Here is a 21,003-nt window from a genome sequence, read left to right as displayed (position 1 = left end):
TCGTCGGCAGCGTCAGATGTGTATAAGAGTGAAAAAATGCACCCGGTGCTCGGCCCCGGGAGCCGCGCAATGGGCCGCGGTGAGCACCGCGTCGCGGGCGAGGACGATCCCGGTGCAGACCCCGCCGCGGGAGGAGAGCACCATCACGCTGGAGCGGGCGAGCGCCGCATCGGGCGCCTCGGCCCCGCCGACGACCGCGGCGGCGGGGGTGGCCAGGATGAGGAGGGCGCCGAGGCAGGATGGTGCGAGACGGGGCATGACGCTCAGGCGATCGACGGGACGGCGGCCTCGCCTGCCCGATCGGATGCCGCAGGTCCAGTGGCGGCACCGGACCCGCGCCGCTGGGCCGTCGGACGAGGAGCCGGGCCGGGGTCCGCAGGCCTGGAGACAGGCCTGCCGCCCGAGCGCCTCGCAATCTCTACCGCTTCCAGGCCGCTGTCCCGGACCGCCGAGACGGCATCCAGGGCGACGCGGCTCTCACGGCTCCGTCATCGCGATCGGCATCGGCCGCGGCGGTGCGGCCACGGCGTCCGGCGGCGACAGCGCCGCCGAGGGCGGCACCGGCCCGAGGCAGCCGGTGCAGACCGAGGCGATCGCCCGGTTGGCCCGGGCGGTGATCCGCGCCTCGAACGCCTCCCGGGCTGCGGCGGCGCGGGCGAGGGATGCCTGGCGGCTCGCCTCCGCCTCGCGGGCGGCCGTGGCCGCGTCGGCGCCCGAACCCTCCTCGGGCGCCTCGTCCCGGGGACGGATGCGCAGCAGCAGGGGCGCGCTTCCGATCTCGGCGAATGCGGCCGGCTGCGCCGCCGCGGGGGCGGTATCCTGGGCGAAGGCCGCACCGGCAAGGCACCACGGACCGCCAAGGCACCACGCGGCGGCGAGGAACGGGAACGCGGCGGGGCGCATGGCTTCTCCCTGGCTGGCGGCCGGCAGGGTCGGCCAGCGCGGTTAGCGTGGCCTTAACCATAACGGCCAAGGCACCGGATCGGTTCACCCGTGTCGGCGAAGCCGCACCGCGGGGTTACAGGCGGACCTTGCGGCACACGAGGATGTGACCGCCTTCTCCTCGGGAAACCCGGCACCTTTCGCATTCAGGGTGCATTCAGTGCTCGGCGACGATGGTCCCCGGCATGCGCCAGCTCGTTCTCCTCCTGCTCCCCGCCCTCGTCGGCCTCGCCGGCGCCTCGGGCTGGCTCGCGGCCGCGGAGGAGCGGGACGAGACCGCCACCGGGGCGGTCCCGGCCCGGCCGATCCGGGCAGCGGAGACGACCCAGACCTGCCTGTCCTCCGGCGATCTGCGCGAGGCGGTGGCCGAGAAGCGCGTGGTCGAGCCGGTGGCGGCGATCCGCGCGGCGCGGGCCGCCGTGCCGCGGGCCGACATCGTGCGGGCCAACCTGTGCCGCCGGGACGAAGCGCTGGTCTACATGCTGACGGCCTTGCGCAAGGACGGTCAGTTCGTGCACGTGATGGTGGATGCCCGGTCGGGGCAAGTTGCCGGCCAATGGTGACCTTTCCGCGGCTGCCAAGGTAAGGGGTTCGGGTCGTGCGTCTGCTCGTGGTCGAGGATGACCGGGATCTCAACCGCCAGGTCGTGAGCGCTCTGGAAGAGGCGGGCTACGCCGTCGACAAGGCGTTCGACGGCGAGGAGGGCGCCTTCCTGGGCGAGACCGAGCCCTATGACTGCATCATCCTCGACATGGGCCTGCCGAAGGCCGACGGCGTCTCGGTCCTGTCGGGCTGGCGCCGGGCGCAGGTGAAGACGCCGGTCATCATCCTCACTGCCCGCGACCGCTGGAGCGACAAGGTCAACGGCTTCGACGCCGGCGCCGATGACTACGTGACCAAGCCCTTCCACATGGAGGAGCTGCTGGCCCGGGTGCGGGCGCTCCTGCGCCGCACCGCCGGCCACGCCACGAGCCAGATCAGCGTCGGTCCCGTCGTGCTCGACACCCGCTCCGGGCGCGTCTTCGTCGACGGCAGCCCGGTCAAGCTCACCTCGCACGAGTACCGGCTGCTCTCCTACCTGATGCACCATACCGGCCGGGTCGTCTCCCGGGCCGAGCTGACCGAGCACCTCTACGACCAGGATTTCGACCGCGACTCGAACACCATCGAGGTCTTCGTCGGGCGCCTGCGCAAGAAGCTCGCGGTCGACCTGATCCAGACCGTGCGCGGCCTGGGCTACCTGATCGACGCGGGTGCCGGCGGACCGCAACCGTGACCGGCCCCGGCCGGGCCGCGGCCGAGACGCCCACGGATACGGGGCTCGCCGGCGGCGTCGCCCCCGCCTCCCCGCGGACCTGGTTCGGCTGGCGGCCATGGCGCAAGCGCTCGATCGCGGTGCGCCTGGCGGTCTCGTCGCTGCTCGCCAGCGCGCTGATCCTGCTAATCGCCGGGCTGATCCTCTCGACCCTCTACCGCGAGACCACCGAGCGGGCCTTCGACAGCCGGCTCCTCGTCTACGCCAACGACCTCGCCACCAACCTCGTCTCGCCCTCCGATTCCGAGGCGCGCAGCTTCGGGGCGCTCGGCGATCCGCGCTTCGACCTGCCGCTGTCGGGCTGGTACTGGCAGGTCGGCCGGCCCAATGCCCGGCCGCGGGACCTGCGCACCTCGCGCTCCCTCGTCGGCGTGCCGCTCCAGCCGCCCGACAACGCCGTCGGCGAGGCCGGGGCCGGGCAGCTGCGCAAGGGCTACGGCAAGGCGCAGGACGACCGGCCGCTGCGCATCATCGAGCGCACCGTCGATCTCGGCGAGGAGGGCCGCTACATCGTCCGGGTCGCCGGGCCCTCGGACGAAATCGCCGCCGACATGCGGCGCTTCACCTTCGCGCTGACCACCACCTTCTCGCTGCTCGGCCTGTCGCTCGGCCTCACCACGCTCCTGCAGATCCGCTTCGGCCTCGCGCCGCTCATCAAGCTCAGGGCGGCCCTCGGCGCGATCCGCCGCGGCGAGGCGGATCGCATCTCGGGCGAGTACCCGCAGGACATCGCACCGCTCGCCGGCGAGGTGAACCTGCTGCTCGAGACCAACCGCGAGATCCTGGAGCGGGCCCGCACCCAGGTCGGCAACCTCGCCCACGCCCTCAAGACGCCCTTGAGCATCATCGTCAACGAGGCGTCGGCGGGCGACGCCAACAGCGAGCTCGCCGTGAAGGTGCGCGAGCAGGCCGCGGTGATGCGCGACCAGGTGAACTACCACCTCGACCGGGCCCGGGCCGCGGCGCTCGCCGGGGCGCTCGGCACCTTCACCGACGTCGAGCCCGTGGTGGCGGCCCTGGTGCGCACCTTCGGCAAGATCTTCTACGACAAGAACCTGACCTTCGACACCAGCGTGACCCCGGGCCTGCGCTTCCGCGGCGAGCGCCAGGATTTCGAGGAGATGATCGGCAACCTCGTCGACAATGCCGCCAAGTGGGCCCATGCCCGCGTCTCGATCCGTGCCGAGGTGATCGGCCAGGGCGAGTACCCGCACCTCATCGTCACGGTGGAGGATGACGGGCCGGGTCTGCCGCCCGAGGCCCGGGTCGCGGTGCTGGAGCGCGGCCGGCGCCTCGACGAGACCAAGCCCGGATCGGGCCTGGGCCTCTCCATCGTCTCCGACCTCGCTGCCCTGTATCGCGGGCGCCTGCGCCTCGACGCGGCCACCCTCGGCGGCTTAAGGGCAGTGATCGAGGTGCCGGGGGATGCGAGCCCGGCGGCGCAGGCCTGACGGCTGCGGGCGACGGGAATTTCAAGTCGGCATGATCCTGCAGCGGAGTGAAGCGTTCTACGGCCGTGCCGAGGTGCGGGAGGGCCGGCCGGCCCTGCGCCTGGTCGAGGACGCCCACTACCTCACGCGGGTGCCCCACCTCGACAAGGTGCCGGTGATCTTCGACGCCGCCCGCCGGATGGTGCCCGAATCCCTCGACCACCACAGCGGCGACCGCACCCCGACCTGGCAGACGACCGAGTGGCCGGAGCACCAGGGCCCGGTCACCGAGGAAGCGCCGGACGGCACCTACCTCTATGTCGGGGCGATTCACCCGCATTACGGCCACTTCGTCATCAACACCCTGGCGCGGTTCTGGCCGCTCCTCGACATCGATGACAGGGGCCTGCGCCCGACCTTGCTCTGCCACGGGCCGGGCCTCGGCGCCGACTGGAGCGCCACGCCGTTCATTCCGGAGATCCTGGGCCGGCTGGGCTTGAGCGTGATGGACCTCGCCTCGTTCGGCCGGCCGGTGCGGATCCGCTCCCTTCTGGTGCCCCAGGCCGCCCTGCAGCAGGACGACTACGCCTTCCCGGTCTTCGCCGATCTGTGCCGGGAGATCGGCCGCGGCTACTACGCGCCCGAGGAGGTCGATGCCGACCCGCAGCCGGTCTACCTGTCGAAGACCCGCCTGACGCGGGGCGTGCGGCGCTTCTCCAACGAGGAGGCGGTGACGGCGGTGCTGGAGCGCGAGGGGGTGCGGATCGTCCATCCGGAACTCCTGAGCTTCCCCGAGCAGGTGCGCCTCTTCGCCCGCCACCGGGTGATCCTCGGCGCCAACGGCTCGGCCTTCCACACCCTGCTCTTCGCCCCTCCGGGCCGGCAGGTGATCGCGCTGGCCGACCGGCTCAAGCTGAGCGCGACCTACCGGCTGATCGACCTCATCACCGGCACGCAGGCGCATTACTATTACCCGGTCGGCACCAGCAGCCATGTCGGCAACGGCTTCACCGTCAACTTCACCTTCCGGGAGCCGGCAATGGTGGCGGCGGAACTCCTCGACAAGATCGCCCGCATCGACACCCTGCGGGAGAGCGACCTGCGCGCCGATCCGGGCTCCTGGCACCTCTCGCCGACGATCCCGCCCCTGCCGCGCCGGCCCGCGGGGCTGCTGGGGCGCCTGCGCGGGCTGCTGCCGGGGCTCGGGTGAGGGCAGGGCGTTCCCCTCCGGCAGGGACTGCGCTAAGTCCTGCTCCCGCTCCGGAGCGACCTGACCGATGCCCGACCTCGACGCGATCGCCGCCCGCCACGGCGTCGGCCCTGACGCCGTCCACCACCTCCTCGATGCGCTGGCCCGCGGCCATGGCCGGATGGCGCAGTTCAACCATCCCGATCTCGGCGGCATGGGCCAGTGGTCCGCCGGCGGGATGACGATGATCGGCGACATGTTCAATTCCGGCCTCAAGGCCCGGGTGGTGGCTTTGTGCGACGAGCTGGCGCCGCTCGCCACGGCGCAGCCATCGCAGAATCAAGGCTTCTCTGGCCAAGGGTTTTCCGGGCAAGGGTTCTCCGGGCAAGGGTTCGGCAGGTCGTGGTGGCCCGAGGGCCTGGGCTACCCGGCGACGTCCGGGTCGCAGAACGACACCCGCTACGCCTTCTTCCCCGAGGCCCGGCGCCTGGCGATCGAGAGCGGCGGCCGCGTGACGCTCTACGACACCGGCGACCACCGGATCGGCGGCGTCTCGCAGCAGCAGGGCTCGTCCTATTCCCTGAGCTTCACCAGCCAGTTCGGCCCGGTGCGGCTCGACGAGCTGCCGGTGGTGGGGACGCCCGGATCGGATGCGGGCCCGGCCCCGCAGCAGGACGCGCCGCCTCCCGCTCCTGAGGCTTTCGCACCGGCACCATCGCCTGAGCCGGCCGCTGCCCCGACCGGGGACGTGTTCGGGATGATCGAGCGCCTGTCGGAGCTGCACCGCAGGGGCGTGCTGACGGAGGCAGAGTTCTCAGCGAAGAAGACCGAGTTGCTGGCGCGGTTGTGACGGGCGTCAGGCCGGCCCGCACGTCCTCGGCAGATCGTGCGCGGCTCGGATCTCTCGCCATCGCGTCGTAGGCCGTCACGACCTCGTCGCGTAGCCAGGCTTCGACGGCCGCATCGCGCTCTTGCAGCGCTCTCAGATCGGCTCGCACGACCTCGCTGCCAGTCGCGTAGGTGCCTGAAGCGACGAGACTGTCAATGTACTGCGATTGTTCGTCGGGCAGGCTGAAGGTCCGCTTGGTCGTGGCAGGCACGATGACGACTCCCCGGACGGGCGGCAATGTGGGTGTGATTTTTTCACGCCCACCCGGGCGAGGGAAGTGACGTGTTCCGCCCGCGGTCTGCGCTTCACCCCGCCACCGGGCTCCACCCATACTCCTCCGCCGCCGCGACCTTCCGGTGGAAGGCGAGCCGGCGGTCGTATTCGAGCGGGTCCTTCGGCTTCACCAGGGCGCCGGGGGGGACGTTGAGCCAGTCGACGAGGCGGGTCAGCATGAAGCGGAGCGCGGCGCCGCGGGCCAGCAGCGGCAGGGCCGCGACCTCGCGGGACTCGAGCGGACGCACGGCCTGGTAGGCGGCGATCATCGCCTGGCCCTTGGTGCGGTTGAACGAGTAATCCGCCTCGAAGCACCAGGCGTTGAGGCAGATCGCCAGGTCGTACGCGAAGGCGTCGGTGCAGGCGAAGTAGAAGTCGATCAGACCCGACACCTCGTCGCCGAGGAAGAACACGTTGTCGGTGAAGAGATCCGCGTGGATGACGCCGCCGGGCAGGTCCTGCGGCCAGGATTCTTCGAGGAGCGCCAGGTCCGCGCGGGTGCGGGCGGCCAGGCCCGGGGCGACGCGGTCGGCTTGCGTCTCCGCCGCCTCGAAGAGCGGGCGCCAGCCCGCGACCGAGAGGGCGTTCGGCCGCTGCATCGGGAAATCGGCCCCGGCGGCGTGCAGGCCGGCGAGCGCGCGGCCCAGGGCCCGGCAATGCCGCACGCCCGGCCGGCGCACCGAGACGCCCTCCAGGAACGACACGATCACGGCGGGCCGGCCGCAGAGCCGCCCCAGGGTGGCACCGTCGCGGGTGCGGATCGGCTGCGGGCAGGCGAGGCCGTTGGCGGCGAGATGCTGCATCAGGCCGAGGAAGAACGGCAGGTCGCCCTCCTTCACCCGCTTCTCGTAGAGCGTCAGGATGTAGGAGCCGGTGGTGGTGTGGAGGATGAAGTTGGTGTTCTCCACCCCCTCGGCGATGCCCTTGTAGGACAGGAGATCGCCGATCTCGTAGGCGGAAAGGAAGGCGGCCAGCGCCTCGTCCGGAACCTCGGTGTAGACCGCCACGGCCGTTCTGCTTCGCTCTGAAAATGGATGGAGAAAACGAAGGGCCGGCGCTCAAAAAAAGCGCGGAATCCCCTCTCCCGCATGGGAGAGGGGGGACCGCGCCTCATCCTGCAAATGCCGGCCCCGTAAAGGTGGACCGACCCTACTCCGCCGCCTCGCTGCGCAGCTCGCGCGGCAGCGGGAAGACCATGTCCTCGGTCGTCGTGGAGACGGTGTCGACCGTGACCTCGTAGCGGGTCGCGAAGGCGTCGATGATCTCCTCGACCAGCACCTCGGGAGCCGAGGCGCCGGCGGTGAGGCCGAGCCGGCGGATGTTGGAGAAGGCCTCCCAGTCCAGGTCCTCGGCGCGGTTGACGAGGCGGGTGATCGGGCAGCCGACCCGCTCGGCGACCTCGCGCAGGCGCTGCGAGTTCGAGGAATTGGACGAGCCGACGACGATCAGCGCGTCGACGAGGGGAGCGACCTGCTTCACCGCCTCCTGGCGGTTGGTGGTGGCGTAGCAGATGTCGTCCTTGTGCGGGCCGACGATCTTCGGGAACTTGCGCTTCAGCGCCTCGACGATGTGGTGGGTGTCGTCGACCGAGAGGGTGGTCTGGGTCACCCAGGCGAGATTGTCGCGGGTCTCGGGCTCCAGCGCCTCGATCTGCTCGACATCCTCCACCAGGGTGATCGAGCCCTTGGGCAGCTGGCCCATGGTGCCGACGACCTCCGGATGGCCGGAATGGCCGACCAGCAGCACGTGCCGGCCGCGCTTGTGGTGGATCTCGGCCTCGCGGTGGACCTTGGTCACCAGCGGGCAGGTCGCGTCGATGGTGGTCAGCCCGCGGGCAACCGCGTTCTGCGGCACGGTCTTGGCGACGCCGTGGGCGGAGAAGATCACCGGGGCCTTGCCGTCCGGCACCTCGTCGAGCTCGGCCACGAAGACCGCGCCTTTGCGCTTCAGGCTCTCGACCACGTACTTGTTGTGCACGATCTCGTGCCGCACGTAGACGGGCGGCCCGTAGAGGGCGAGCGCGCGCTCGACCACGTCGATGGCTCGCACCACGCCGGCGCAGAAGCCGCGCGGGGCGCAGAGGAGGATCTCGAGGGGCGGCTTCGCGGGCGCGGCGGCACCGGCGTCGGTCTGGTTCACGGAGGCGCTCATGGTCCGGGATGTGGCGAGGCGGGGCGGCCCCTGTCAACCTCTTGTGCCACGCAATCGTGGCGATCAATAGGTCTCGCGCGCGACAGGTCCCCTGCGGCCCGCGCGACTCGCCTGCGGCACGCACGACACGCACGAGGACCGCAGACCGGGTTAGCCCGATGGCCTAGTTCGGGGTAAGGGAAGGCTTGAGCCGACCTCGAACCCGGGAGATCCCCGCGCGATGGCGACCGCCGCCGACCACGCCAGCTTCCTGCCGCCGGTCCTGACCTTCCTGTCCGCCGCGGTGATCGGCGTGCCGATCTTCCGCCTGCTCGGGCAGAGCGCGGTGCTGGGCTACCTCGTGGCCGGCGTCGTCATCGGCCCGTCGGGCCTGTCGCTCATCACCGAGCCGGAGACCGCCCGCAGCGTCTCGGAACTCGGGGTGGTGCTCCTCTTGTTCATCGTCGGGCTGGAGCTGGAGATCTCGCGCCTGATCTCGCTGCGGCGCGACATCCTGGGGCTCGGCACGCTCCAGCTCGGGCTCTGCGCCCTGGCGCTCGGAGGCCTCGGCTTCCTCTCCGGCCTCTCGGGCGGCGCCGCCACGGTGATCGGCATCGCGCTCGCCCTCTCGGCCACCGCGGTCGCGCTCCAGCTGCTCGAGGAGCGGCGCGACCTCGCCTCTCCTTACGGCCAGCGCGCCTTTGCGGTGCTGCTGTTCCAGGACCTGTCGATCGTCGGCATCCTGGCCTTCCTGCCGCTGATCGCCCAGACCGGGACGGGCGAGGGCGGCGAGGCCTGGCTCGGCACGGCCCTGCAATCGGCCGGGACCGCGGTCGCGGCGGTGATCGGGGTGGTGCTGGTCGGGCGCTACGGCCTCAACCCGTTCTTCCGCCTGCTCGCCGCGAGCGGCGCCCGCGAGGTGATGACGGCCGCGGCCCTCCTGGTGGTGCTCGGCACCGCGCTCCTGATGGAGGAGGTCGGGCTGTCGATGGCGATGGGGGCCTTCCTCGCCGGGCTGCTGCTCGCCGAATCGAACTTCCGCCACCAGCTCGAGGCCGATATCGAGCCGTTCCGCGGCATGCTGCTCGGCCTGTTCTTCATGAGCGTCGGCATGTCGATCGACCTCGGCCTCGTGGCGCAGAACTGGCTCGGCCTGTCCGTCGCCACCGTCGGGGCGATCCTGATCAAGGTCGCGCTGGTAGCCGGCCTCTTCCGGCTGTTCGGCTCGTCCTGGCTCGACGGCCTGCGCGGCGCCGCCGTGCTGGCGCCGGCGGGGGAGTTCGCCTTCGTGCTCCTGCCGGTGGGCCAGGAGCTCGGCCTCGTCGACGGCCCCGCCGGGCGGCTCGCCATCGCGCTCGCCGCCATCACCATGCTGATCGGCCCGATCGGCGCCAAGGTCCTCGACGGGGTGCTGGCGCGGCGCACCACCGCCCCGCTCGAGCCCGAGCACGAGGTGATCGAGGGCGCCGAGGCGCGGGTGCTGGTGATCGGGTTCGGGCGCTTCGGCCACATCCTCAACCAGGTGCTGCTGGCGCAGGGCTTGAGCGTCACGGTGATCGACAAGGACGTGGAGCAGATCCGCAGCGCCGCCCGCTTCGGCTTCCGGGTCTATTACGGCGACGGCACCCGCCTCGACGTGCTGCGCGCCTCCGGCGCCGGCAAGGCCGAGGTGGTCTGCATCTGCATCGACGATCCGGAGGCGACGCTCAAGATCGTCGACCTCGTCCATGCCGAGTTCCCGGCCGCCCGCACCTACGTGCGGGTGTTCGACCGGGTGCAGGCGATCGAGGCGATGGGCCGGGACGTCGATTACCAGATCCGCGAGACCTTCGAATCGGCCCTCGCCTTCGGCCGCGCCACCCTGGAAGCGCTCGGCCTCTCCCCCGAGGAGGCGGCCCGCACCGTCGACGACGTGCGCAAGCGCGACCTCGCCCGGCTGGTGCTGCAGCAGGCCGGCGAGCCCCTGGACCGGGGCGATCCCCTGCGCAGCCTGGTGCGGATCAAGCCCGAGCCCCTGACCGCGCCCCTCCACGCCTCGCACGGCCTCAACCCCGAGACCGAGGACATCATCGCCCGCGAGCGGGCCGGCGCCGATGGGTGAGGTGCGCCCGCCGGACACCGGCCCCGGCACCGCAATCCCGCCCGCCCGCTTCGTCACCGGCTCGACCTTCCGCCACGTCGTGACGATGGGGGCGACCGGTTCGGTCGGCCTGATGGCGATCTTCGTCGTCGACCTCCTGTCGCTGCTCTACATCGCGCGGCTCGGCGACCCGGTGCTGACGGCGGCGGTGGGCTTCGCCACCATCGTCCAGGTCTTCGCGGTCTCGATCAATATCGGGATGATGATCGCGGTCGGCGCCCTGGTCTCGCGGGCCTTGGGCGGCGGCGATGTCGGGCAGGCGCGCCGGCTCGCCGCCTCCTCCCTGGTCTTGTCGGTGGCCGCCTCCGCGGCCGTGACGGCGCTCCTGCTGCCGCTGCTCACGCCGCTCCTGACGCTGATCGGCGCGACGGCCGAGACCATTCCGGCGGCCCGGACCTTCCTGTGGATCGCCCTGCCCTCGACCCTGCTGATGGCCCTCGGAATGGGGTTCTCCGGCGTGCTGCGGGCGGTCGGCGACGCGCGGCGGAGCATGAACGTGACGCTCGCCGGCGCCGCCGTCACCGCCGCGCTCGACCCGCTGCTGATCTTCGGCCTCGGGCTCGGGATCGAGGGGGCGGCGATCACCGTGGTGCTGGCCCGCCTCGCCTTCGCGTGGGTGGGGTTCTCCGGTGCGGTCCGCATCCACCGGATGGTGGCGCGGCCGAGCCCCGCGGCGGTTCTCGCAGACGCCGGGCCGATCCTGCGCGTGGCGCTGCCGACCGTGCTCACCAACCTCGCCCCGCCGGTGGCGAGCGCTTTCCTCGCCCATGTCATGGCGGGGTTCGGCACCGCGACGGTGGCCGGCAACGCGGTGGTCGACCGGATGGTCCCGGTGGCCTTCGGCGGGCTGTTCGCGCTCTCGGGCGCCGTCGGGCCGATCCTCGGCCAGAACTGGGGCGCCGCCCGCTTCGACCGGATGCGCGCCGCCTTGCGCGACGCCACGCTGGTGACCGGCCTCTACGTCGCGGCGGTCTGGCTCGCCCTGGTGCTGGCCCGCGGGCCCCTCACCGCCTTGTTCGGGCTGGAAGGCGCAGGCGCCGACCTCCTCGGCTTCTTCTGCTTCGCGGGCGGGGCGATCTGGTTCTTCAACGGGCTCCTCTTCCTCGGCAACGCCTCGTTCAACAATCTCGGCTTTCCGCTCGCCGCGAGCGCCCTCAACTGGGGCCGGGCGACGCTCGGCACGATGCCGCCGGCGTTGCTGGGCGCGCACCTCGCCGGGCCGGAGGGGGCGATGGCCGGGATGGGGATCGGCTCGGCGTTGTTCGGGGTGGTGGGGCTGGCGCTGGCGTTCCGGGTGGTCGGGGTGCTGGAGCGGCGCGAGGCGGCGAGCCTCGGGGCGGAGGCGGAGCGGCCGGTCGGGGAACCGGTGCCGTGAGAGGAACCCGCGTCCCGTGACGGGCGACCCGGCCGGCCGATGCCGGGCCAGACCTGTTGTTGCATAATTGCCAGCCAGATCGGGATCAGCATCCATCAAGCTGGGTTTGCCTTGTTTCCTGCCATTTCCTGACGATGCCTGCCCATGGCGGCGCCAAGTGCGTCACACCGTTCGAAATGTCAGCGATGTCCATTGGCCTCAACCGGGATCTTCCCGGCCTCGTCACAGGTTCATCTCACCCCGCGCCGGTGAGATCCGCGCCGGCGGCCGAAGGCCTCGCCCGGGCGGGCCGGGACCTCGCGAACCTGCAGCTCCTGCGCGCGCTCGCGGCGAGCCTCGTCCTCGTCCATCACGTCGCGGTCTACGCGCAGACCCTGCGCGGAGCCGGGCGGCCCTGGGCGGTCCTCGACGAGCTGATGGGCGTGTGGGGCGTCGCGATCTTCTTCGCCCTGTCCGGCTTCCTGATGGCGCGGCTGATCACCCGCGATCCGCCCCTCGTCTTCCTGGCGCATCGGGTGGGCCGCATCGTCCCGACCTATTTCGCGGTGGTCGCGCTGTTCGCCGGCCTGTTCGCGGCCCTGGGCCTCGAACTGGGCGGCGTCTCCGTGCTGGCCCTGTCGCTCGCGCCCGCGGGGCAGCGCAGCTCGCCGCTCAACGTGGAATGGACCCTCGTCCTCGAGCTGACCTTCTACCTGGGTCTGTTCCTGCTCGCCGCGGCGGGCCAGGCGCGGCGCCTCGTGCCGGTTGCCGCGGCCTGGCTCGCCCTGCTCGCCGTCGCCTTCCCGCTGCTGCCGCCCGACAGCCGCAACATGATGCCGCCGCCGCTCTACCTCGTGCCGGTGACCGCGGCCTGCGCCCCGTTCGCAGGCGGGCTGCTGCTGCCGCGGCTGATCGCGTCGGGCTGGATCCGTCCCGCGACGGCGCTCCTGGCCCTGCCCTTCGCGGCCGCCTGCTTCGTCGTCGACACCGCGGCCGCGCGCTGGCTCGGCGGCATCGCGGCGGTGCTGATCGTCGGCGCGGCCGTCACCGCGCCTCCGGTCCGCCGCCAGGGCCCTGCGGCGCGAGGGCTGATCGCGCTCGGTGACTGGAGCTACGTGCTCTATCTCACCCATCCGCCGGTGCTGATGCTCGCGAACTGGGCCTGCCCGCCGCATTGGCCGGGCCCCGCCTACGCGGCCGTCTGTCTCGCGGGAGCCCTCGCGGTCACCGCCCTCCTCGGCCCCGTCGACCTGGCGTTCTACCACCGCCTGCGCAGGCGGATCGACACCCTGAGGCCGGCAACGCTGAAGCGGGCCCTCGCCGCCTTCATCCTCGTCTTCACGGGCTGCGCGCTCTGGGGCAGCATCGAGACGGCGCGCAACGACTGGGCCGAGAGCCGGGCCCGCCACGCCATCGCCCTCGCCGGTGGATCGTGGGGCTCCGTCGCGGCAGCCGAGGCCGCCATCGCCGAGCGGGGCCTCGCCCTTCCGGCCCTGCGGGCGAGCGTGGAGTCGATGGAGCGCATCTCCGCGAAGGAGTCTCTGGTGACCGCCCACGCCTTCGATCCGGCCGCGCCGGACCGGGGGCTGCATCTCGCGCTGTTCTGCGGCGGACGCCTCGTCGCCCTGGAGAGGCCGCGACGCATGCGTCGGGACCTGGCCGGGCGGCCGGGCTACGAGGCGATGGGCCAGCAGCGGGTCGGCTACCGCGTCCGACTGCCCGCCGCGGCTTGCAGCCTGGAGGACACGCTCGCGCTGGTCGTCGACGGGGCCGGCCTGATGGCGGTGCTCCCCATCCCGCCGATGGCACGGCACCGCTGAGATCGCCTGCCGTCGAAGCCTGAGGCGGCGGGGGTGTCGCCCGTCGATTCGGTCAATCCCGAACGGGCACGATCCCCCCATCCCCTATGGGACGGAGGGATCGTCGCCTGGATGGCGCGATCAGAGGTGGCGCGCGCGCCTCATGCTTCCCGCGCCCTCTCCTCCACCGCCCGGCCGTCCCGGGCCGCGAGGCGCATGGTCACGGCCGGCGGCGGGGGCTGGCGCCGCGCGCGACGTCGATGCACCAGGGGAACAGTCGGATCCTGCCGGAACGGCAGGTCGAGCACGCCCACCACGTCGTTGCGGGTGAGGCCGATGTCTTTCAGGGCCCGGTCGTCGAGCTCGGCCAAGCGGTAGGCGGCGCGGCGGTGAGTCCACAGGGTGACGATCCGGGCCACGATCTGCGCGGCCTTGCGGCCGGAGCCGAGCGCCAGCGAGAGGACACCGAAGAAGGGGGCGAAACTGATCGTCATCGTGGTCTCCGGCGGGAGCTGTCGGCGAACCTCGTCATGCGCCGGCCATCGCTCTTCCGCTGCGTCGTCATAGCCCCGCTCGGCCGATGCGTTGAGCGAATGATTGAGATGTGTCACATCACGCAGATTGATGATGGAGCCGCCCGGTGCATCCCCTCGACATCGACCAGCTCCGGACCCTGGTGGCGATCACCGAGAGCGGCTCGTTCACCCGCGCGGCGGAGGCCGTGCACAAGACGCAATCCGCCGTCTCGATGCAGATGAAGCGGCTCGAGGAGCGGATCGGGCGCGAGATCTTCGCCAAGGCCGGCCGCGGGGTGCGGCTGACCGACGACGGCGAGCGCCTGCTCGATTATGCCCGGCGCATCGTGCGATTGCAGACCGAGTGCCTGGCGACCTTCGACGAGGGCGACCTCGCCGGCCGGGTGCGCCTCGGCCTGCCGGACGACTACGCCGACCGCTACCTGCCGGAGATCCTCGGGCGCTTCGCCCGCACCCATCCCCGGGCCGAGGTGACGGTGGTGTGCGAGCCGACCGACATGCTCGCCGACCGGATCGCCGACGGCGACATCGACCTCGCCATCGTCACGGAGGCCAAGGGCCGGCGCAACATCGAGACGATCCGCACCGAGGCCCTGCTCTGGGTCACATCGAGCCGCCACGCCGTCCACACCGAGCAGCCGGTGCCCCTCGCCCTCGGCCGCCCCGATTGCAACTGGCGCCGGGCCGCGATCGAGACGCTGGAGCGCGGCGGGCGCCAGAGCCGGATCCTGTTCGTGAGCTGGAACTCCACCGCGGTCGGCGCCGCGGTGCTGGCGGGGCTGGCCGTCTCGGTGCTGCCCGAGAGCGCCTTGCGCCCCGGCATGAGGGTGCTCGGGCCGCAGGACGGCTTCGCGGCCCTGCCGGCCTGCCGAATCGGGCTGATGCGCCACCGCACGGGCGAGCCGAACCCGCTCGCCGACATCCTGGCCGGGCAGATCCGGCAATGCCTGGACAATCTCGGGCTGGCGGCCGAGTAGGAAAGGGATCCCGGTAACGGAGAGGATCTCAGCGCAGGGCCGCGACGAAGCGGTCGCTGAGGATGCCGTAGAGGCCGCCCGTCGAGCCTCCGTACAGTGCGAGCGCGCTCGTCAGGGCGAGGAAAATCAGGCCGGCGATCAGCGCGTACTCGATCGCCGTCGCACCGGATTGCTCACGCCGGAACCGCCGGATCGAGTCCTCTCCCCGCGATCTGCCGCGCACGTCGAGCCCCTTCAGTCAGCCGGCCCGGATTCTAGGTCAGGCCTCCTCACCCGGGGGTTAATACGATGCCGGAACGAGCATCGCCGAACCGGCGGGCAGTCCGGGTTCCGTCGGGACGAGAAGCGGCGCCGCTCTCCTCTGCCGACCGGCCTGGCGTCCTCACATCTCTCGCCCCGATGCCCTGGCTGGAAGCGTGACGGTCACAGGCCGGTCGGCGACTCCGTTGCGATTGCGACTGCGCTCAAGCTCGCGGGACCGCAACAACGACCACTCCGCTGAAGCACTGCCCATCCTTTGTTTCTCGCGATATGTGAACGCGCTGGCTCGCAGAGGGGGGATCATGCGCGCTCCGGCCGGATCGGTCGTCGCTCACGCCGGCCGCGCCGTCGCGCCCGTCCCGACATGACGGCTGCGCAGCCGGAAGGCGAGGACCAGCATGAACGCCCCGAAGGCGATGGCGTAGCCGCCCATCCAGTAGGTCAGGACCAGGAGCGACAGGGCCGGGCTGGCGATCAGGACGATCGCGAACAGGACGGACAGGGCACCGCCGACCGCCAGCCACCAGCGGCCGTGATCGAGGTGGAGCCGGAAGGCGGCGGCGATCATCAGGGCTCCGGTCACCAGGGCCCAGGCGGCAATGAGGTAGATGAAGGCGACGAGCGCGCTGCCCGGCATCAGGAAGGCGAGCACGCCGACGAGGATGTTGATCACGCCCGCGGCGAGGAGGTAGCCCCAGCGCTCGTGGCGCTCGGCGGCCCGGACCGCGGCGACGATCTCGGTGATGCCGTCGACCAGCATGTAGGCGGAGAAGAAGATCACCAGGGTCAGCAAGGTGGCGCCCGGCGCGATCAGCGCGATGATCCCGAACAGGATCGCGAAGACGCCGCGAAGCGCGATCAGCCACCAGTTCCGGGCGAGGACCGCGCTCATCGCGCCGAGGCGGGCGAGCGGGTCGGACGGGGTACCGTAGGGAGAATTGACCCCGGACGTCGTATTCGGCATCGGTGTTCCAGTGCTCATCCCAGCATCCTCCAGGACGATCCGCGCAAGGTGCGCAACGGCAGGCCCGCTTTTCCCGACTCAACGTCCGTCGAGCGTGGCCGTTCCCGGGGTCGCCGTCTGAAAAAATGCCGCCTACGATTCGCGGCCCTGTTTCATCCAAGGACGAATGAAAGTTTTCGCCGCGCTGCGGAACCCGCGCCCGTGCCCGGGCGTCTCTCAGGCCGAGGCGGGCGCCTTGCGCGGTCGGGCCTCCGACTGCTGCGTGGAATTGTCGACATGCTGGACGATCAGTCGCGGGCGGAGGCCCCGGAGAGACGGGGCGCGTCGGCGCCCGTCGTGGCGCGGGCGGACGAGACGGCGTCGCGTGAGGAGAACACGCGTGCGCTTCTCGAGAATACCCGTGCCTTGCGCGAGCACGGCCCGCAGGACGAGGCGAAGGGCGGGAAGGCCGGCGCCGACGATCAGGACTCCGACGGACAGGACGCCGAGGAGAAGGCCGAGAGGCCGGGCCTGATCCGGCGCCATCCGCTGTGGTTCGCGCTCGGCGCGATCCTGCTGCTCCTCGCGGGCGCGGCGGGCTACTGGTACTGGCTGACCTTCGTCCACCCTTACGAGAGCACCGACGACGCCTTCGTGGATGCGCGCCAGTTCGCGGTCGCGCCCAAGGTCTCGGGCTACGTCACCGCCGTGCCGGTGACCGACAACCAGCATGTCGAAGCCGGGGCGGTGCTGTTCCAGATCGACAAGCGCGACTACGAGGTGGCCCTCCGGCAGGCGCGGGCCCAGGTCCAGTCGGCGCAGGCCCAGATCGAGGGCTTCGAGGCCCAGATCCGGGCGCAGCAGGGGACCATTCAGGAGGCCAAGGCCCAGGTCGAGCAGGCCCAGGCGGCCCTGCAATTCGCCAAGCAGGACGCCGCCCGCTACCAGGACCTCGCCCAGCGCGGTGCCGGCTCGGTGCAGCAATCGCAGCAATCGACCTCGAACCTGCAGCAGCAGCAGGCCAATCTCGATCGCGCCAAGGCTGCAGTGACGGTGGCGCAGCGCCAGATCGGTTCGCTCGAGGCGCAGAAGGCGGGCGCCGAGGCGAGCCTCGCCGAGGCGCGCGCGCAGGAAGCGCAGGCGACGCTGAACCTCGCCTACACGACGATCACCACCGCTCAGGCGGGCCGGGTGGTGCGCCTCACCGGCGCGGTCGGGCAGTTCGCGCAGGCCGGCCAGGCGCTCAGCATGTTCGTGCCGGACGACATCTGGGTCACGGCGAACTTCAAGGAAACCCAGATCACCGACATGCGGCCCGGCCAGCCGGTCGATGTCGAGATCGATGCCTATCCGGACCACAAGATCGCCGGCCGGGTCGCCTCGGTGCAGCCGGGCTCCGGCACCGCCTTCAGCCTGCTGCCGGCGGAGAACGCCACCGGCAACTACGTCAAGGTGGTGCAGCGCATCCCGGTGAAGGTCACGGTCGACAACTGGCCGAAGGACGTCTCGATCGGTCCCGGCATGTCGGTCGTGCCGACGGTGCGGGTGCGCTAGAGCGGTTCCCGATCGCGTCGCCACGGAAATCGCTCTAGATCATTGATTTTGCAGCATTTTCTTCGACAATCGGTAGCCGCTTCGTCGGAAGATGCTTCAGGCGCGGAGACGAAGCCGTGAGGACTCAGAGCCCCGCCGACAGCGCCGCGGGGGACCACAATCCCTGGATCATCGCCATGGTGGTGGCGATCGCCACCTTCATGGAGGTGCTCGACACCACCATCGCCAACGTGGCCCTGCGCTACATCTCGGGCGGGCTGGCGGTCGGCCCCGACGAGGCGGCCTGGGTGGTGACGAGCTACCTCGTCGCCAACGCGATCGTGCTCACCGCCTCGAGCTTCCTCGCCAAGCGCTACGGCCGAAAGGCCTTCTTCATGGCGGCGATCACGCTGTTCACGGTCTCCTCCGTGCTGTGCGGCCTCGCCTGGAGCCTCGGATCGCTCCTGTTCTTCCGGGTGCTGCAGGGGCTCGGCGGCGGCGGCATGGCCCCGCTGGCCCAGTCGATCCTGGCGGATTCCTTCCCGCCGGAGAAGCGCGGCCAGGCCTTCGCCCTCTACGGCGTCGCCATCGTGGTCGCGCCGGTGGTCGGCCCGACGCTCGGCGGCTGGCTCTCCGACCAGTATTCCTGGCACTGGTGCTTCCTCATCAACGCCCCCGTCGGCGTGATCGCCCTGTTCCTGATCTGGTGGCTGGTCCAGGACCCGAAATCGGCGGTCGAGGAGAGGAAGCGCCTGCGCCGGGAGGGGGTGCGCTTCGACATCGTCGGCTTCATCCTGGTGGCGACCTTCCTCGGCTCGCTGGAGGTCGTCCTCGACGAGGGCCAGCGCAAGGACTGGTTCGGCTCGAACCTCATCGTGGTCTTCGCCTGCCTGATGGTCGTGTCGTTCGTCGCGATGATCCCCTGGGAGCTCAACCACAAGAACCCGGTCATCGACCTGCGCCTTCTGGGCCAGCGCCAGTTCGGCTCCTGCTTCCTGGTGATGCTCGCCACCGGCGCGATCCTGATCGCCACGACGCAGTTCCTGCCACAATTGCTGCAGGAATATTTCGGCTACACCGCTACCTGGGCCGGCCTGGCTTTGTCGCCCGGCGGCATCGTCACCGCCCTGATGATGTTCGTGGTCGGCCGCCTCTCGACCTTCATCCAGCCGAAATACCTCATCGCTGCGGGCGCGACGATCATCGCCTTCGCGATGGTCGACCTGACCAACCTCTACGGCGACCTCAACTTCGGCTTCTTCGTCTGGTCGCGAATCTATATCGGCATCGGCCTGCCGATGATCTTCCTGTCGATCACCGCCGCCTCGTATGAGGGGATTTCCAAGGACCAGACCGACCAGGCCTCGGCGCTGATCAACGTCGCCCGCAACGTCGGCGGCTCGATGGGCGTGTCGCTCGCCCAGAACATCCTGGCCTACCGCCAGCAATTCCACCAGAGCCGGCTCGTCGAGCACATCGTGCCCTCGGAACCGGCCTACAAGGAGGCGCTGCGGGCGGCGACCCAGTTCTTCTCCACCCGCGGCGCCAGCACGGTCGACGCCCAGAACCAGGCCGTCGCCTGGATCGGCCAGCAGGTGCAGACCCAATCCGCCTTCCTGGCCTATATCGACGTGTTCTGGGCGCTCGCCGTGGTTTCGGCCTGCGCGGTGCCGCTGGCGATGATCCTCAAGAACGTCAAGCGCGGCGGCGAGGCTCCGGCCGGAGGACACTGAGCGACGCCTGACGCGGGGCGGATCGGTTAAAAAATCCTGAACGCTCTGGAACCGGCCGGCGCATCCCGTGTTATCGCAATGTCCCGGTGCGCGGGCCGTCCTTCCCGTGCGCCGTCCCCGTGGCCGCTTCGCTCAAGCTGAGGCCCGGGAACTGGATCAGGGGAGCTGGCTCAGAGCCGCAGGCGGGGCATCGCTCGGCCGGCGGGTATCGATCTGCTCCGCGATCGCCGCGACCGGCTGATACAGGTCGAGGCGCTGGTCGATCATGCCGTCGAGGCGGTCATAGACCTCGGCGACCGTCAGGCTGCGCGTCTTCCGGCCCTCGCGGCGGAAGAAGAGGCTGCGATTCGCCCGTGCGGCGGCCCGGAACGAGGCCTGTGCCGGCTGATGCGGCTTCTCGGCCGTCAATTCCATGAACTTGCCGGCGCTCGCCGCGCCCAGGAAATGCGCGAAGTAGCATTCCGTCGGCTTCAGGTCGCGGCCGAGGCGCTGCTCGACGCGGCTCCGGTCACGCTTCATCATCTCGCCGGCCATCAGGCTTGCCGCGTAGGGATCGCGCCGCAGGGCGAGAACCCGGCGCCGGTCGGCGTCCTTCAGCACCACCAGGGTGCCGCCGCGCTTCTCGATCAGCTCGGCCTCGGCCGAGTAGCCGTGCTTGGCGCCGAAGCTGCGCACCAGTTCGAGCCAGGTACCGGTGAGGAACTGGAACAGTCCTTCCGCCGTGGAGGTCGCGGCCCGTACGCTCGGCTGGAAGCTCGATTCCTTGTCGGCGAGCGCCATCAGGTAGACCGGATCGGTCTCGGTCTCGCGGGCGGCCCGCACGATGGTCTCGACCAGCGCCCGCGGCACCTTCTTGTCGCCGAAGATGACCAGGCCGTCCGCCGTCACCTCCGGGAGCGTCGGCTCGGTGCGCGCCGCATCCTCGACCCGGGTCGGCTCCTGCTGGACCTCGTACGGGAACGCTTGCGGAATCTCGTCGTGCAGGGACGGGTCCTGAAGGGAGGCTTGCCGGGAATCCTGCTGCAGGCGCTCCAGGTCGTCGCGGATCAGCGCCGTGGTGCTGGGGGTTTCCTCGATCAGGGCCGGGCCCGGCCAATCCGGCGACAGGCCGCGCAAGGCGAGCGGGGGACGGGGGGCCGCGAGGTCGATCCGGTCATGCGCCTCCGCCGCGGGAGCGACGGCATCCTGCGGCAGGCAGGCCGCGAAGGCGACGCCCACCGCCAAGGCGGCGGCGGCCTTGCGGCCCAGCAAGGCGGCCACGGACAGGGTCCGTCCGCGCGCTCCAGAATGGTGGCCTTCGCGGGCATCGAGCCAGCGGATGGTGTCGGTGCCCGCCTCGGGCACGAGTCGGCCAGCGTCGTCGGCGCAGGGCGCCGGCTCCGGGTAAACCCCCATCTCGAACCTTTTGTCCTTCGCGCGGGGCCAGTCCCGAGGCCACGCGCCGTTGCTTCGCTCGCCGGCACATCTGGCGGCCCGGTGTGTCCATAATGGGACGAGGCCGGGGCGGGGCCTGAGGCCATTTTGCGGCGCGGGTTCCGGATCGGGGGCGTGGCAAGGGC

Annotated in this window: 19 protein-coding genes and 1 pseudogene; 11 read left to right on the top strand and 9 right to left on the bottom strand. The window is 71.1% G+C overall.

Annotation, left to right across the window (positions count from 1 at the left end):
• Positions 1–12 precede the first annotated feature (12 nt).
• Both VQ03_RS08960 and VQ03_RS34540 read right to left on the bottom strand, forming a co-directional pair.
• Entirely contained in the window at positions 13–258 is a 246-nt protein-coding gene (locus tag VQ03_RS08960) for a trypsin-like serine protease (protein ID WP_048450522.1), read from the bottom strand.
• Positions 259–477: 219 nt separating this feature from the next.
• Entirely contained in the window at positions 478–903 is a 426-nt protein-coding gene (locus VQ03_RS34540; RefSeq protein WP_053078464.1) for a hypothetical protein, read from the bottom strand.
• A 224-nt stretch (positions 904–1,127) separates the two neighbouring features.
• On the opposite strand from VQ03_RS34540, the gene VQ03_RS08950 reads away from it, so the two are divergent.
• The 5 genes from VQ03_RS08950 to VQ03_RS08930 all read left to right on the top strand — a co-directional run bounded on the left by VQ03_RS08950 (position 1,128) and on the right by VQ03_RS08930 (position 5,726).
• A complete protein-coding gene (locus VQ03_RS08950; protein ID WP_048450521.1) occupies positions 1,128–1,505 on the top strand; it encodes a PepSY domain-containing protein in 378 nt (125 codons plus the stop codon).
• A gap of 35 nt (positions 1,506–1,540) precedes the next feature.
• Positions 1,541–2,218 (top strand): response regulator transcription factor, encoded by a 678-nt coding sequence (locus VQ03_RS08945; RefSeq protein ID WP_048450520.1) that lies wholly within the window; start codon positions 1,541–1,543, stop codon positions 2,216–2,218.
• On the top strand, positions 2,215–3,708 hold the full coding sequence (locus VQ03_RS08940; protein ID WP_083467870.1) for a sensor histidine kinase: 1,494 nt from the start codon (positions 2,215–2,217) through the stop codon (positions 3,706–3,708). Before VQ03_RS08945 ends, VQ03_RS08940 begins: the two co-directional genes overlap by 4 nt.
• 31 nt (positions 3,709–3,739) lie before the next feature.
• Complete coding sequence (locus tag VQ03_RS08935; protein WP_053078463.1) at positions 3,740–4,897, top strand: glycosyltransferase family 61 protein; 1,158 nt, start codon at positions 3,740–3,742, stop codon at positions 4,895–4,897.
• A gap of 67 nt (positions 4,898–4,964) precedes the next feature.
• Positions 4,965–5,726: an SHOCT domain-containing protein gene (locus tag VQ03_RS08930; RefSeq protein ID WP_048450519.1), complete on the top strand. Its 762-nt coding sequence runs from the start codon at positions 4,965–4,967 to the stop codon at positions 5,724–5,726.
• Positions 5,727–5,823: 97 nt separating this feature from the next.
• Here the strand turns inward: VQ03_RS08930 and VQ03_RS35255 are convergent.
• From VQ03_RS35255 to ispH, 3 genes and pseudogenes are all read right to left on the bottom strand, one after another.
• Positions 5,824–6,096 (bottom strand): annotated as a pseudogene (locus VQ03_RS35255) (ribbon-helix-helix domain-containing protein); the annotation flags it as partial.
• Positions 6,071–7,045: a homoserine kinase gene (locus VQ03_RS08925; RefSeq protein WP_048450518.1), complete on the bottom strand. Its 975-nt coding sequence runs from the start codon at positions 7,043–7,045 to the stop codon at positions 6,071–6,073. The gene VQ03_RS08925 and the pseudogene VQ03_RS35255, both read right to left, overlap by 26 nt.
• 142 nt (positions 7,046–7,187) lie before the next feature.
• Complete coding sequence (gene ispH / locus VQ03_RS08920) at positions 7,188–8,189, bottom strand: 4-hydroxy-3-methylbut-2-enyl diphosphate reductase (protein ID WP_048450517.1); 1,002 nt, start codon at positions 8,187–8,189, stop codon at positions 7,188–7,190.
• Positions 8,190–8,409: 220 nt separating this feature from the next.
• Between ispH and VQ03_RS08915 the strand changes: the two genes are divergently transcribed.
• From VQ03_RS08915 to VQ03_RS08905, 3 genes are all read left to right on the top strand, one after another.
• Entirely contained in the window at positions 8,410–10,269 is a 1,860-nt protein-coding gene (locus tag VQ03_RS08915) for a monovalent cation:proton antiporter-2 (CPA2) family protein (protein WP_048450516.1), read from the top strand.
• Positions 10,262–11,683 carry an MATE family efflux transporter gene (locus tag VQ03_RS08910; RefSeq protein ID WP_048450515.1) on the top strand — a complete coding sequence of 474 codons (1,422 nt, stop codon included), beginning with the start codon at positions 10,262–10,264 and terminating at the stop codon, positions 11,681–11,683. The genes VQ03_RS08915 and VQ03_RS08910 overlap by 8 nt, the downstream gene beginning before the upstream one ends.
• Before the next feature lie 185 nt (positions 11,684–11,868).
• Complete coding sequence (locus VQ03_RS08905; RefSeq protein ID WP_245292012.1) at positions 11,869–13,482, top strand: acyltransferase family protein; 1,614 nt, start codon at positions 11,869–11,871, stop codon at positions 13,480–13,482.
• A 140-nt stretch (positions 13,483–13,622) separates the two neighbouring features.
• Here VQ03_RS08905 and VQ03_RS08900 read toward each other — a convergent pair whose 3' ends face one another.
• Positions 13,623–13,955: a DUF1127 domain-containing protein gene (locus VQ03_RS08900; protein WP_048450514.1), complete on the bottom strand. Its 333-nt coding sequence runs from the start codon at positions 13,953–13,955 to the stop codon at positions 13,623–13,625.
• A 146-nt stretch (positions 13,956–14,101) separates the two neighbouring features.
• Here VQ03_RS08900 and VQ03_RS08895 point away from each other — a divergent pair, with 146 nt between their 5' ends.
• Positions 14,102–14,974, top strand: a complete 873-nt coding sequence (locus VQ03_RS08895) for a LysR substrate-binding domain-containing protein (RefSeq protein WP_048450513.1) — start codon at positions 14,102–14,104, stop codon at positions 14,972–14,974.
• A 28-nt stretch (positions 14,975–15,002) separates the two neighbouring features.
• On the opposite strand, the gene VQ03_RS08890 is transcribed toward VQ03_RS08895, so the two are convergent.
• Both VQ03_RS08890 and VQ03_RS08885 read right to left on the bottom strand, forming a co-directional pair.
• Positions 15,003–15,197: a Flp family type IVb pilin gene (locus VQ03_RS08890; RefSeq protein ID WP_048450512.1), complete on the bottom strand. Its 195-nt coding sequence runs from the start codon at positions 15,195–15,197 to the stop codon at positions 15,003–15,005.
• Between the two features lie 369 nt (positions 15,198–15,566).
• Positions 15,567–16,199, bottom strand: a complete 633-nt coding sequence (locus VQ03_RS08885; RefSeq protein WP_048450511.1) for an HdeD family acid-resistance protein — start codon at positions 16,197–16,199, stop codon at positions 15,567–15,569.
• A 276-nt stretch (positions 16,200–16,475) separates the two neighbouring features.
• On the opposite strand from VQ03_RS08885, the gene VQ03_RS08880 reads away from it, so the two are divergent.
• Both VQ03_RS08880 and VQ03_RS08875 read left to right on the top strand, forming a co-directional pair.
• Entirely contained in the window at positions 16,476–17,732 is a 1,257-nt protein-coding gene (locus VQ03_RS08880; RefSeq protein ID WP_083467866.1) for an HlyD family secretion protein, read from the top strand.
• A 176-nt stretch (positions 17,733–17,908) separates the two neighbouring features.
• Positions 17,909–19,444 carry a DHA2 family efflux MFS transporter permease subunit gene (locus tag VQ03_RS08875; protein ID WP_083467865.1) on the top strand — a complete coding sequence of 512 codons (1,536 nt, stop codon included), beginning with the start codon at positions 17,909–17,911 and terminating at the stop codon, positions 19,442–19,444.
• Positions 19,445–19,600: 156 nt separating this feature from the next.
• Here the strand turns inward: VQ03_RS08875 and VQ03_RS08870 are convergent, their stop codons facing one another.
• Complete coding sequence (locus VQ03_RS08870; RefSeq protein WP_048450509.1) at positions 19,601–20,839, bottom strand: transglycosylase SLT domain-containing protein; 1,239 nt, start codon at positions 20,837–20,839, stop codon at positions 19,601–19,603.
• Positions 20,840–21,003: the final 164 nt, after the last annotated feature.

It is taken from the genome of Methylobacterium tarhaniae (assembly GCF_001043955.1).
Taxonomy (GTDB): domain Bacteria; phylum Pseudomonadota; class Alphaproteobacteria; order Rhizobiales; family Beijerinckiaceae; genus Methylobacterium; species Methylobacterium tarhaniae.
The sequence above is the reverse complement of the archived record's forward strand: the minus strand, read 5'-3'. Positions and strand labels throughout refer to the sequence as shown.